Here is a 12,632-nt window from a genome sequence, read left to right as displayed (position 1 = left end):
CCGATCCGTGGCGCGCCCGTCGTCATCGCGCGCCGCCATGCCGGCGCCGGGGTTTCGGAGCCCCGGCGTCAGTCGCTCTTCGCGGCCTCTGTCGACTTCGCCGCGAGCTGGCGCAGATTCTCCTCGTGTCCCTCGCGGCTCAGCTTGTAGGTGGCCATCACCGCCATCATCGCCATCCAGAGGCCGAGAATGGTCGGGACGTAGTAGGTCCCGAGACGCAGGAGCGCCTCCTCCGGCACCTCGGACGGAGACGCCCCGGCCGGGAACTGCGCAGCCGTCAGCACGAAGCCCGCGGTGATCACGCCCAGGCCCTGGACCGTCTTGCGGATGAAGGTGGAGGCGGCGAAGAACACGCCCTCGGACCGCCGCCCGGTCTTGAGCTCGGCCGCCTCCACGAGGTCGGCCAGCATCGAGGCCGACAGGATCTGGAAGCAGATGATCAGGCCGGTGTCGATCATGGTGGTCGTGAGCACCAGCCCGTAGACGAACGGGTGGTCGTTGTCGGGCAGCACGCCCATCAGCCGCAGCACGATCGGCAGCGGCGCGCCCAGGAAGGCGATGACGCCGATGATCATGGCGCCGCGCTTCTTGCCCATCGTCCGCGTCGCGATCGGCGCCAGCACCGAGCCGATGATCGCCGAGACGAAGACGCTCATAGTGATCCAGCCGATCTGCTGCGGCGAGAAGCCCCAGAAATAGGTGGAGAAGTAGAAGGCCAGCGCCGCCGACAGGCCCGTGGCCACCGAGCCCAGCATGGCGGCGATGAACAGCGCCACGAACGAGCGGTTGGCCAGGGTCTCGAAGATCTCGCGGAAGATCGCCCCCAGGGTGATCCGGCGCTTGGGCGGCGCGCCCTTCAGGTGGGCGATGCGCGAATGGGTGCCGCCGGCCGAGACGAGGATGGCCACGAAGATCAGCGCCGAGGCGATGATGCCATAGAGCTCGTAGGCGTCGCGGTTGAACTGGCCGTTGGGGATCGCCGCCGTGGAGAAGGCCGGGAACAGGGCCATGAACATCAGCACCGACATGGCGTTCCCGCCGGTCCAGCCGAAGTAGTAGCGGAAGCTGAGCAGCGAGCTGCGCTGGTCGTAATCCTCCGAGAGCTCGGGCGCGAGGGCCGAGCTGGGCGTCTCGTAGAAGGTGATGAAGGTGCGGATCAGCACCGCCATGCTGAGCAGGTACCAGAACAGGCCCATCTGCGAGAGGCCCTGGGGCGGGTTCCAGAGCAGGAAGAACGTGGCTGCCACCGGGATGGCCGAGGCGTACATGAACGGGTGCCGCCGGCCCCATCGGGACCGGAAGTTGTCGGACCAGTAGCCCACGATGGGGTCGCTGACCGCATCCAGGATGAGCGCCGTGGTGATGGCCAGGCCCACCAGCCGCGCGTCCAGGCCGATCACCTGGCTGTAGAAGAGCAGCAGGAAGTAGTTGAAGCCGTTGTCCTTCACCCCGTAGGCGACCGAACCGAAACCGTAGGCCAGCTTGGTCCACAGCGAGGGTTTCGGAGGCGCCGCCGCCGGCGAGGCGGCTGGGGAAGAGGGGGTGTCAGACGAAGTGGTTTCGGCCATCCGCATTTCCGCCCTGAAATCGTTTTTGAGCTATCGGTCGGTCGATAGCCGTCGGCTTGATCTTCGGGGCGGCGCGCGCGGATGTAAACCGTCGAACGATCAGTTCGTCGCGGCGTAGATCATCACCCCCGTCGCCACCGAGAGGTTGAGGCTGTCGGCGCGGCCGCGCATGGGGATCTTCACGTTCACGTCGCAGAGCGCGGCCATCTCGGGCGGCAGGCCCTGCTGCTCGTTGCCCATCAGGACCAGCGCCGGTTTCGCATAGGTCGCCGTGCGGTGGTCGGCCGTGGCCGAGAGCAGCGTGCCCACGACCGAGCCGGTCCAGCCGGCCCGCCAGGCGGCGAACTCGGACTCGCTCGCCCTGGCCAGCGGCACGGCGAAGATCGAGCCCATCGTCGCCCGAACCGCCTCCACGGCGTGGGGGTCGCAACATTCGCCGACCAGGATCACCGCGCCGCATCCCGCCGCGTCGGCGGTCCGCACGATCGTGCCCAGGTTCCCGGGGTCGCGCACCCGGTGCAGGGCCACCACGCACTGCGCCGCTCCCGCGCTCACGGCGTCCAGCGGGACGAACGCCTGGGGGAAGACGCCCACGACAGCCTGGGGATTCTCGCGCCGCGACACCTTGGCCAGGATGTCGTGCGACACCTCGATCACCTCGCCCCGCGCCGCCAGGGTGGCCTGCACGGCCTTGCGCATCATCGGATGCGACGCCGCGTCGGGCCCGTGCATGAGGATGCGCGGCGGATGGCCGGTGTCGACGCCCTCGATGACGTTCTTCAGGCCCTCGGCGAGGAAAAGGCCCGTCTCCTCGCGTTCCTTGCGCATGTGCAGCGCGCGGACGGCCTTGACGGTCGGGTTCTGCAGGGAGGTGATCGTCCGGGCGCTCATGCCGACCACCGGGCGTAGAAGCTCATGCCGATGGCCCGGTCGCCCCGTTCCTCCTCCAGCGCGAGTTCGCCCCATTCGATGCGCCCGCCGCGCGCCGCCAGCACCTCGGCCAGCAGGCCGGCCAGAGCCGCCCCCGAGATGCGCTCGGCATAGGCGTTCAGCACCAGGAATTTCGCATTTTCCGAGAGAAGTTGGCCACATAGGTGCGCAAGTTCAGGCAGGTCCTCGAACAGCCGCCATACCTGTCCGTCCGGCCCGCGGCCGTACTTGGGCGGGTCGAGGATGATCCCCTCGTAGGTCGATCCCCGACGGACTTCGCGCTGGACGTACTTCTTGGCGTCCTCGACGATCCAGCGGACCGGCCGGTCGGAAAGGCCCGAGAGCTCCGCGTTCTCGCGCGCCCACGCCACGGCCTTCTTCGAGGCGTCCACATGGGTGACCGCGGCGCCCGCCGCGGCCATCGCCAGGCTGGCCACGCCGGTGTAGCCGAACAGGTTCAGCACCCGGGGCTGGCCCCCCGCCGCCCGCACCTTTCCGTCCAGCCAGGCCCAGTTGGCCGCTTGTTCGGGAAAGAACGCCAGATGCCGGAAAGCGGTGAAGCGGCCCTGGAACCGGACATCTCCCCAGGCCAACGGCCAGGCCTCGCGCGGCTTGTCCCGGAATCGCCAACGGCCGGCGTCCTCTTCGTCGCTGGGATCGAAGATCGCGTCCGCCGAGGACCACGCGCTCTCGGGGAGGCGCGGCGTCCAGAGGCACTGGGGTTCGGGTCGCACGACGCGGTGGGGGCCATAACGCTCCAGCTTCCGGCCGCCGCCGGAATCCAGCAACGCATAGTCCGACCAGCCGACCGTACGCATCACGGCGGGCTCGGGCGCGACGAGGGGCGGGCTCATGCCGGCCCCTTACGCGGAGTGAGCGGCATGCGTCCAGTGGGCCGACAAGGACTTGTCACAGTTGCGGAATTGGGGTCCGTTCCCCCGCTGGAGTATGCGGGGAGGTTTCATGGGTACTGTTGCGCCTGCGACGCGGAAAACCACGCGCAAGGCGAAGGGTGATGGCCACCTCCGCCGCGCCGAGATTCTGGCGGCCGCCGAGCGGATCTTCGTCGCCGAGGGCTACGAGGGCGCCACCATCCGCAAGATCGCGGACGAGGTCGGCGTATCTTCGACCGCGCTCTACATGCATTTCGCCGACAAGGCCTGCATCCTCCACGAGATCGTCGAGGGGACGCTGAACGAGCTGCTGCGCAGCAACACCGAGATCGCGGCCAAGCCGCTGGACGCGGTGGTGCGCACGCGGATGATGCTGGACGCCTACATGCGGTGGGGGTTCGAGCATCCCAACGCCTATCACCTCGTCTATTGCGCGACGCCGCCCGTCTCGACCGAGCCGTCGCCCGAACGCACGTCCGATCTCGCCCGCGAGTGCTACGAGGCCTTTTCCGGCGTGGTGAAGGAGGTCGCCGCCGCCGGCCGGCTCCGGATCGGCGACGCCGACACGGCGGCCCAGGCGATCTGGACGGCGTGCCACGGTCTGGTGGCCCTGGTCATCGGCCGGCCGACCTTCGAATGGGCGGACCGCGAGCAACTCATGCGGGTCACGCTGGACGGGATGCTGCACGGGCTGGTCATCGACTGACCCCGCCGTCCGGCGCGATTGCACTGACGACGGCGCCTAGGGCGCCGCCGGCGTCGACTGTTGCGCCACCGCGTAGCCGTAGCCGCCCCGGCGCAGGTCGGCCGAGAGCGTCGCCGGCAAGGTCCCGCCGTTCTGCTTGGCGCGGTACACCACCATGTTCTCCATCACCCGCATGACATAGTTCCGCGTCTCGTAGAACGGGATGCACTCGATGAAGTCGATGGGGTCGTTCGAGCCGGCGCGGGGGTCGCCGCAGAAGCCGGCCCACTGGGGCGGGCGGCCGGGCCCGGCGTTGTAGCCGGCCGCCGCCATGACGTACGACCCCGAGAACTGGTTCACGAGCTGGCCGAGGAAGCTGGTTCCCAGGCGCATGTTGTATTCGGGCTCGTAGAGCATGGCCGCCGAATAGCCGACGCCCATGCGGCGGGCCACGGCGGCCGCGGTCGAAGGCAGGAGCTGCATCATCCCCCGCGCATCCGCGTGCGATCGCACCTTGGGGTCGAAGCCGCTCTCCTGGCGGGTGATGCCCAGGACCAGCGCCGGCTCGGGCGCGCCGGGCACGTCCGGCGTGGCGCGCACGGGATAGCCACGGTCGATCAGCACGAGGTTCCGCGTCGCCAGGGCGCGGACCGCCTTCATCGAGGTGTCCTGGTCGCCGTAGCCGCGGATGGCGTCCACCAGCAACGCGCCCTCGGCCCGGTCGGGCAGGGTGTCGTCGAGGTGCAGGGCGAACACCCGGAACAGATCCATCTGATTCTGTTCGGCCAGCAGGCGCATGGCCCTCACGGCCGGCCGCCCCTCGAATCGCGCCCGCTCTGCGGCGGTCGGTTCCGGGTCCTTCGGCAGGGTGATGGGCAGGCGGAGCTTCTCGGCCGCGAGTTGGCCATAGAAGGCGGTCGGGTGTTCGGCCGCGCGGGCGTAGAAGTTGTCGGCCGCGGTCGCGTCGCCCCGGCCCTCGGCGGCCCGGCCCTGCCAGTAGAGCGCGCGGCTGCGGGTGATGGGCGACGATCCGATCCGTTCGATGGCCGCGAAGTGGCGGGCCGCCGACGCGGGGTCCTTCAGCCGGGTGAGCGCGATCCAGCCGGCGTAGAACTCGGCCTCGGCCGCATCGGCGCCCTGGGTCAGCCCGGTGTTGGCCGAGGCCGCATAGGCGCTGCGCCAGTCGCCCGCGCGGATCGACGACAGGGTCAGCCGGTAGCGGTCGCCCTTCCACGTGCGCGAAGCCTGCTCCGCGGTCACCACCTCGCGCGGGGCATGGGGGAGCTGGGCGATGGCCTCGGCCTCGCGGCCCTTGCGGCGCAGGAAGCCCACGCGCTCGAAGGCCACGCCCGCGCTCCGCTGGTCGGCGGCGGAAAGCGCGCCGTAGCCGGCCTCGGAATCGCCGCGCAACGCGATGCGCACCTGCGCCACGGCCTGGCGGTCGGGCGGCAGGAGGGCGATCATGTCCCGCGCGGCGGGACCTTGCGCGCCATACAGCAGGATGTCGGTCCGCCGGGCGTGGTCATCCGGCCCCAGCATGTCGCCGAACCGCGTCAGCAGGGTGCGCTGGACGTCGGCCTCGAAGCTGCGGTCGCGCCACCAGCCGCGAATCAGCGTCTGGGCCTCGGCGCCCCGGCCCAGCGTGCGCAGCGCCGACGCCAGCGCCATCGCCCCCTGGGGGCTCTCGGGGGGAAGTCCTCCGAACCACGCCACGATCTCGGCGGGCGACTTGCCCGAGGTTTCCAGCACGCGCTCGGCCGCGATCTGGCGCCGTCCGGCCCGGGGGAAGTCCGCCAGGTCGCGCCGGGCGGCGTCCAGCTCGGCGAAGCTCAGCATGTTGGCGCTGGTGTCCACCAGCGCCCAGGTCACGATCTGGCGCGCGACGGGATTGGACAGGCCCGCGATCGCATTGCGGGCGCCGGCCGTGTCGCTGCGCCGGGCGGCCGCCAGCCCCTGGGCCAGGAGCGTCTGGTCGTTGGCGCTGACCGGGCCACCGCTGGGGCGCAGGGCGGTATACGGTTGTGGGGCTGCAGGCAGCGGCGCGCCGCCCAGCAGGTCGCCGATCGGGTCGCCGGCGGGGTTGGGGGACTGGGCCCGCGCCACGGTGGTCGCCACCAGGATGGCGCAGCCGGCGAGCAGGACGTTGCGAATTCTCGTATCCAAACGAACTCCCCCCGACCGGGGATGACAGGAATCAGCGTTGCGGGCGACGCCCACGGCAACATATTGTCCGCGCAAATCTGAACGTCGCCTCACACGGCGGCATTTTCACGGCTTTTTGCTTTTCGAACCCACGACATGTCCGAACCTCTCTTCCGCGGCGTCCTTCCGGCGCTGGTGACTCCGTTCCGCGATGGCGCCGTGGACGAGGACGCTTTCGTCGCCCTCGTCGAACGCCAGATCGCCGGGGGCGTCCACGGCCTCGTGCCCGTCGGCACCACCGGCGAGGCCTCGACCCTCAGCCACGACGAGCATCGCCGGGTGATGGAGCTCTGCGTCGCCACGGCGCGCGGCCGCGTGCCGGTGATTCCCGGCACGGGCTCGAACTCCACCGCCGAGGCCATCGAGCTGACGCGGCACGCCAAGGCCATCGGCGCCGACGCGGCCCTGGTGGTGACGCCCTACTACAACCGGCCCAGCCAGGAAGGGCTGTACGCCCACTACAAGGCGATCAACGACGCCGTGCAGCTTCCCGTGCTGGTCTACAACGTGCCCGGCCGGACCAGCGTCGATATCTCGAACGACGTGGTCTACCGCCTGTCGAAGCTGCCCAACATCGTCGGCATCAAGGACGCCAGCGGCGACCTCGTCCGGGCCAGCTTCCAGCGCCTCCACTGCGGCGACGACTGGGTGATGCTGTCAGGCGACGACCCGCTGGCCCTGGGCTACATGGCCCACGGCGGCCACGGCTGCATCTCGGTGACCTGCAACGTCGCGCCGGACCTGTGCGCCCAGTTCCACAACGACGCGCTGTCGGGCGACTGGGCCGGCGCGCTCCAGCTCCAGGACCGCCTCGTCCGCCTGCACAAGGCCCTGTTCGCCGACGCCTCGCCGTCGCCCACAAAGTTCGCGCTCTCGCACCTGGGCCTCTGCAGCGAGGAGACCCGCCTTCCGGTCCTGCCGTGTTCCGAGGCCGCCCGCACCGAGGTCCTGGCCGCCATGCGCGACGCGGGCCTCGTCGACTGATCCATGTGAAGCGCTGACATGGCAGGGAAACTGATCGCCGAGAATCGCCGGGCCCGGTTCGACTACTTCCTCGAGCAGACGTTCGAGGCGGGCATCGCCCTGACCGGGTCGGAGGTGAAGTCCCTTCGCAACGGCAAGGCCAACATCGCCGAGAGCTATGCGGCGGTGGAGGGCGACGAGATCATGCTCGTCAACGCCGACATCCCGACCTACGCCCAGGCTGGCCCGCACTTCAACCACGAGCCCCGTCGCCATCGGAAGCTGCTGCTCAAGCGGCGCGAGATCGACCGGCTGATCGGCGCGGTCCAGCGCGACGGGCGCACCCTGGTGCCGACGAAGCTCTACTGGTCCGACAAGGGCCTGGCCAAGCTCGAGATCGCCCTCGCGAAGGGCAAGAAGGCGCACGACAAGCGCGAAGTCGTGGCCGAGCGGGACTGGAAGCGCGACAAGGCCCGGCTCCTGCGGGAGAAGGGCTGACGTGTCCCTGCGCGTAACCTGCAGCCTCCTCCTGTGAGGGGGAGGAAGACGTGGAATGACGAACCTTACCCCTGCTGACATCGAAAGCCTGGAACGTGCGACGGTGAGGGCGATCGCCCCGCCCGAGGTTCTCGAGATCGGGCCGTGGCTGGTCCCGCTGGAAGATGGTTCGATCAGCCGCGCCAAGAGCGCCGTGCCGCTGTCCCACGAGATCGACGCCTCGCATCTCGACGCCGTGGAGGCCGCCTATCGCCAGCGGGGCCTTCCCCCCGCGTTCCGCATCGCCGAGGCTCCGGGCCTCAAGGCCGTGACCGCCGAGATCGCGCGACGGGGCTACGCCAGCGAGCAGCCAACCCTGGTCATGACCGCGCCGGCCCGCGGCGTGGCCGAGATCGCCGCGCCCTTCGCCGATCTCCTGGACCACCCCGACGCGACGTGGGGCAAGGTGTTCCTGGGCGAAGGGTTCGATCCGGTCGACGGGGCCAGGCGGGTCGAGCGACTCACGGCGGCGCCCGACGCCCTCTACGGCGCCGTTCGCGAGGGCGGGCGCACCGTGGCCGTGGGCGTCATCAGCTTCAGCTACGGCTGGGCCAGCATCCACGGGATGCGCACGGCGGTGGAGCGTCGCGGCGCCGGCCTGGCCAGCCGGCTCCTGGCCCTGTTCGGCGCCGCCGCCCTGGCCCGCCAGGCCGAGCGTGTCTTCCTGCAGGTGGAGGAGGGCAACCCCGCCCAGAACCTCTACCGCCGCGCGGGTTTCGAGGAGGCCTGGCGGTACCGCTACTGGCGGTGACCTCCTACTCCGCCGCCAGCGGCAGGATCACCGCCTCGCGGCCGCCGCGGACCAGGCCGCCGGGCAGGGCGCCCGTGTGCCGGCCGTCCTCGAACGTCACCTGGCCCGACTTCACCGTGTAGCGGTAGCCCTCGGCCTTCTGCACCAGCCGTCGGCCGCCGGCGGGCAGGTCATGGATGGCCTCGGGCCGGTGCAGGTCCAGCTTGTCGAAGTCGATGACGTTCAGGTCCGCCAGCAGGCCGGGCTTCACCTGGCCGCGGTCGTTCAGGCCATAGGCGCGGGCCGTGTCGCTGGTCAGCTTGCGCACCAGGAACTCGAGAGGGAACCGGTCGCCCTTCACCCGGTCGCGCGCCCAGTAGCTGAGGATGAAGGTCGGCATCCCCGCGTCGGCGATGACGCCGCAGTGCGCGCCGCCGTCCGACAGGCCGAACAGCACGTTCGGGTGCTGCATGTTCTTGCGGAAGAAGTCGAAGTTGTAGGTCTGGTAGCCGCCCAGCGGCTGGTAGAACAGCTCGCGGCCCTCGTCGCGCAGCAACAGGTCGTACATCGTCTCCAGCGGGGAGGTCCCGGCCGCCGCCGCCAGGCCCGCCACGCTCTGCTCGCGGTCGGGCTCGTAGTCGGGCCGCTCGCCCAGCGGGAAGACCCGCCACAGCAGGCTGCCGCCGAACGCCACCGCGAGGTCGCCGGCGACGCCTTCGCCCACCGCCGCGCGGATCAGCGGGCTGTCCTCGGAGAGCAGGGCCGCGCGGATCTCCGGCGTCCTCATCAGCGCCAGCCGTTCGTCCAGCGAAACGTCCGCCAGCTTCGCCTTCCAGGTCGGGCTGGCCATGAAGACGTGGAAGCTGGAGGTCAGGCCGTGCAGGATGCCCGTGGGCCGCCCCGCGATCTGCGGCCGGATGTCCATGCCGTGGCGGCGGCTCTCCTCGGCGATGTTGTACATCTTGTCGCCTTCGTAGGCGCCGGCCGAGGTGGCGACCAGGGTCACCGGCAGCCCGGTCTCCTGGGCGAAGCCCTTCACCCACATCCACTCGTCGTCGTCGCCCAGGTGGTCCGAGACCATCTCGAACACGCCGTGACGCAGGCCCTTCATGCTCAGGCCCAGCGCCAGCATCTCGTCCGAGCCGGCGAAGGTGCCGGGCATGTGGACGCCCTTCAGGTCCTTGTGCAGCAGGGTGCGCGAGGTGGAGAAGCCCAGCGCCCCGGCCTCGACGCCCTCGCGCACCAGCCGCGCCATCTCGGCGATCTCCTCGGCGTCGGGTTCGTAGTCGGTGTTGCACCTGTCGCCCAGGACGTAGGCCCGGACCGAGGCGTGCGGCACATGCGTGCCCACGTCGATCGCCCGCGGCTTGGCCTCCAGCGCGTCCAGGTATTCCGGGAAGCTCTCCCACTTCCAGTCGATCCCCTCGGCCAGCGCCGAGCCGGGTATGTCCTCGACGCCCTCCATCAGTTCGATCAGGAAGTCCTCCTGGCCCGGCCGCACGGGGGCGAAGCCCACGCCGCAGTTGCCCATGATCGCCGTGGTCACCCCGTGCCAGGACGACGGCGCCATCACCGGGTCCCAGGTGGCCTGGCCGTCGTAGTGGGTGTGGATGTCCACCCAGCCGGGCGTGACGATCAGGCCCGTGGCGTCGATCTCGCGCCGCGCCGGGCCCTCGACCTTGCCGACGGCCGTGATCCGGTCGCCGTCGATGGCCACGTCGCCGGCGAACGGCGCCTCGCCCGTCCCGTCCACGAGGGTCCCGCCGCGGATGATCAGGTCGTGCATCGCTATCCTCCCCACGTTCGCATGACGTGTCTGCAGCGAGGATAGGCACGGCGCCGCCACGGAAGCGGAAGGGCTTTTTCGCCGCGCCAGCGCCACGCGGCGCAGCCGCAAGTCTCTTTCCGCGGTTCCCGAAGGCCTACTTCGCGAGGTCCTTCAGCAGCGAGACATAGTGCGCAAGCGCTCCGTCCAGCGTCGCCAGGGGCGCCTTCTCGTTCAGGCCGTGGGCGAACGATTCGCCCGGCTCGGTGAACATGCCCGAGACGCCGTAACTGGGGATGCCCACGGCGCGGAAGTGCATGCTGTCGGTGGCGCCGGCCGACTGGGCGGGCACGATCGAGATGCCCGGATAGCGCGCGTGCACGGCCTTCTTCACCGCGGCCATCACATCGGCCCGCAGCGGCGAGGCGGGGCTGTCCACCGAACCGTCCTCCAGGCGGGTCACGACCGCCGTGGGATCGCCGATCACCTTGACCAGCGTCCGCCGCACGCTCTCGGACGGCGTGCCGGGGAAGATGCGGCAGTTCACCGTCGCCTGGGCCCGCTGGGGCAGGGCGTTGGGGGCGTGCCCGGCCTGGAGCATGGTGGCCACGCAGGTGGTGCGCAGGCTGGGGTTGGTGCTCGGGTCGGCCGACAGGATCTCGACCGCCGCCGCGTCCCTCGGGTTCGCCGCGAAGCGCTTCAGCGCCGCGCCCAGTTCGCCCGGCGTGCTGTCGGCCTGCGCCGCCGCGGATTGCAGCGTGATCTCGTTCCACAAGGTGGGAAAACGGTAGGCCGCGATGCGCTCCAGCGCTTTCGACAGGCGGTAGATCGCATTGGTGTCCGTCGGCCGGCTGGAATGGCCGCCGGGATCGGTGAAGGTGACCGTGAAGTCGGCGTAGGTCTTCTCGGCGCCCTGGATGCCATAGCCGACGGCCCGGCCATCCTTGAGCAACCCGCCGCCGCCGTCGATGTTGAGCACCATCTCCGCGCCCTTCAGCCGGCGCGCGAGTTCGGCGGTCGTCGCCATCGCGGTCTCTTCGTCGCCCGACAGCGCCAGCACGATGTCGCGGCCGGGCCTCCAGCCCTCGGACCGCAGCTTCGCCAGCACCGCGATCATGGCCGAGACGTCGAACTTGTTGTCCGCGGCGCCGCGCCCGTAGACGTATCCGTTCTCCACCACCGCGGTGAACGGGTCGCGCGTCCAGTCCTCGGCCCTGGCCTCGACCACGTCCATGTGGCCCGAGATCACGACGGGCGGTTTCTTCGGGTCCCTGCCGGGATAGCGCGCGATCAGGAACGCCGAGCCGGCGAACGGCTCGATGGTCACCTCGGCGGGCGAGAAGCCGCCGGCCACCAGCTTCGACTTCAGGAACTCGGCGTAGGGGACGAACTGGTCGCTTCCCGCCACGGTGCGATAGCCGATCCCCTTGGTCAGGATCTCCAGCGCCTCGGCGTGCAGGGCCGGGTCGGGTTTCGCCGGCGCGGCGAGCGCGGAAGAGGCGAGGAACGTGGCGGCCAGGCCGGCCAGGAAGGATCGATGCACCGGGGAATCCATGCGGTCCGAAGGGGAGGGCGAACCCTATCGGCGCCACGGCGCCGGTCAATTCTCCGCCGGCCGGGCGTCCGCCGGCATGCGGACTATGCCGCCGCGCCGATCAGCGCCCGCGCCCGCTGGAACACCGCCTCGAACATCCCGGCCGTCAGCCGGCCCGTGTTCGTGTTCAGCCGCGAGCAGTGATAACTGTTCAGGACCGTATAGGGGCCGGCCGTGAACTCGCTCCCATGTCCGGGAATCCCCGCCGACGCCTTGAGGCCCAGAGCGCGGAGCACGTTGCGCCGCGAGACGTCGCCCAGGGTGACGATCACCTTCAGCCGGGGCAGGGCGTCCAGCCGGCTGGCGAGGAACGGACGGCAGTTGGCCTCTTCCTTCGTTTCCGGCTTGTTCCCCGGGGGCGCGCAGCGCACCGCATTGGTGATCATGCAGTCGACCAGTTCCAGGCCGTCGTCGGGCCGCGCCTCATAGGTTCCCCGGGCGAAGCCCGTCTTCAGCAGCGTTTCGTAGAGCATCCAGCCCGCGCCATCGCCCGTGAACGGACGCCCCGTGCGGTTGGCGCCCATCCGGCCGGGGGCCAGCCCCACCACGCACAGCCGCGCCTGGGGATCGCCGAACGAAGCCACCGCCCCGTTGAACCCGCCGGGCACGGAGACCTTGTTCGCGTCGCGATAGGCGACCAGCCGCGGGCAGAGCGGGCAGTCGGCCGGCGCCTCGGGCGGCGCCTCCTGGCCGGTCATGCGCCTCTCTCCTCACCCGCAGGGGGAGGGCCATCGCACATGCGTGCCGGGCTGGCTGGCGAGATGC

General features: G+C 70.5%; 11 protein-coding genes. 4 read left to right on the top strand and 7 right to left on the bottom strand.

From position 1 onward, the window contains the following. Window positions 1-68: 68 nt before the first annotated feature. The 3 genes from WG212_RS08430 to WG212_RS08420 form a co-directional block, all read right to left on the bottom strand. Entirely contained in the window at window positions 69-1,568 is a 1,500-nt protein-coding gene (locus WG212_RS08430; RefSeq protein WP_337186646.1) for an MFS transporter, read from the bottom strand. Between the two features lie 99 nt (window positions 1,569-1,667). Beyond that, window positions 1,668-2,459, bottom strand: a complete 792-nt coding sequence (locus tag WG212_RS08425; protein ID WP_337186645.1) for an RNA methyltransferase — start codon at window positions 2,457-2,459, stop codon at window positions 1,668-1,670. After that, on the bottom strand, window positions 2,456-3,352 hold the full coding sequence (locus WG212_RS08420; RefSeq protein ID WP_337186644.1) for a class I SAM-dependent methyltransferase: 897 nt from the start codon (window positions 3,350-3,352) through the stop codon (window positions 2,456-2,458). The genes WG212_RS08425 and WG212_RS08420 overlap by 4 nt, the downstream gene beginning before the upstream one ends. Before the next feature lie 109 nt (window positions 3,353-3,461). Here WG212_RS08420 and WG212_RS08415 point away from each other — a divergent pair, with 109 nt between their 5' ends. Beyond that, window positions 3,462-4,097 (top strand): TetR/AcrR family transcriptional regulator, encoded by a 636-nt coding sequence (locus WG212_RS08415; RefSeq protein WP_337186643.1) that lies wholly within the window; start codon window positions 3,462-3,464, stop codon window positions 4,095-4,097. A 36-nt stretch (window positions 4,098-4,133) separates the two neighbouring features. Here the strand turns inward: WG212_RS08415 and WG212_RS08410 are convergent, their stop codons facing one another. Then, complete coding sequence (locus tag WG212_RS08410) at window positions 4,134-6,239, bottom strand: lytic transglycosylase domain-containing protein (RefSeq protein WP_337186642.1); 2,106 nt, start codon at window positions 6,237-6,239, stop codon at window positions 4,134-4,136. Window positions 6,240-6,374: 135 nt separating this feature from the next. On the opposite strand from WG212_RS08410, the gene dapA reads away from it, so the two are divergent. The 3 genes from dapA to WG212_RS08395 are packed head-to-tail and all read left to right on the top strand — an operon-like array spanning window position 6,375 to window position 8,529. Further along, the gene (dapA, locus tag WG212_RS08405) at window positions 6,375-7,262 is read left to right on the top strand and encodes a 4-hydroxy-tetrahydrodipicolinate synthase (protein WP_337186641.1); all 888 of its coding nucleotides are present in this window, start codon (window positions 6,375-6,377) and stop codon (window positions 7,260-7,262) included. Between the two features lie 18 nt (window positions 7,263-7,280). Further along, a complete protein-coding gene (gene smpB, locus WG212_RS08400; protein WP_337186640.1) occupies window positions 7,281-7,739 on the top strand; it encodes an SsrA-binding protein SmpB in 459 nt (152 codons plus the stop codon). A 55-nt stretch (window positions 7,740-7,794) separates the two neighbouring features. Further along, complete coding sequence (locus WG212_RS08395; RefSeq protein ID WP_337186639.1) at window positions 7,795-8,529, top strand: GNAT family N-acetyltransferase; 735 nt, start codon at window positions 7,795-7,797, stop codon at window positions 8,527-8,529. A gap of 4 nt (window positions 8,530-8,533) precedes the next feature. Here WG212_RS08395 and WG212_RS08390 read toward each other — a convergent pair whose 3' ends face one another. The 3 genes from WG212_RS08390 to WG212_RS08380 all read right to left on the bottom strand — a co-directional run bounded on the left by WG212_RS08390 (window position 8,534) and on the right by WG212_RS08380 (window position 12,565). Then, on the bottom strand, window positions 8,534-10,294 hold the full coding sequence (locus WG212_RS08390; RefSeq protein ID WP_337186638.1) for an amidohydrolase family protein: 1,761 nt from the start codon (window positions 10,292-10,294) through the stop codon (window positions 8,534-8,536). A 136-nt stretch (window positions 10,295-10,430) separates the two neighbouring features. Next, the gene (locus WG212_RS08385) at window positions 10,431-11,816 is read right to left on the bottom strand and encodes a M20/M25/M40 family metallo-hydrolase (protein ID WP_337186637.1); all 1,386 of its coding nucleotides are present in this window, start codon (window positions 11,814-11,816) and stop codon (window positions 10,431-10,433) included. A gap of 95 nt (window positions 11,817-11,911) precedes the next feature. After that, window positions 11,912-12,565, bottom strand: coding sequence for a uracil-DNA glycosylase (locus WG212_RS08380; RefSeq protein WP_337186636.1), 654 nt, complete (start codon window positions 12,563-12,565; stop codon window positions 11,912-11,914). Between the last annotated feature and the right edge of the window lie 67 nt (window positions 12,566-12,632).

It is taken from the genome of Phenylobacterium sp. (genome assembly GCF_037189685.1).
Taxonomy (GTDB): Bacteria; Pseudomonadota; Alphaproteobacteria; order Caulobacterales; family Caulobacteraceae; genus Phenylobacterium.
This window is presented reverse-complemented; position numbering and strand designations above follow the sequence as displayed.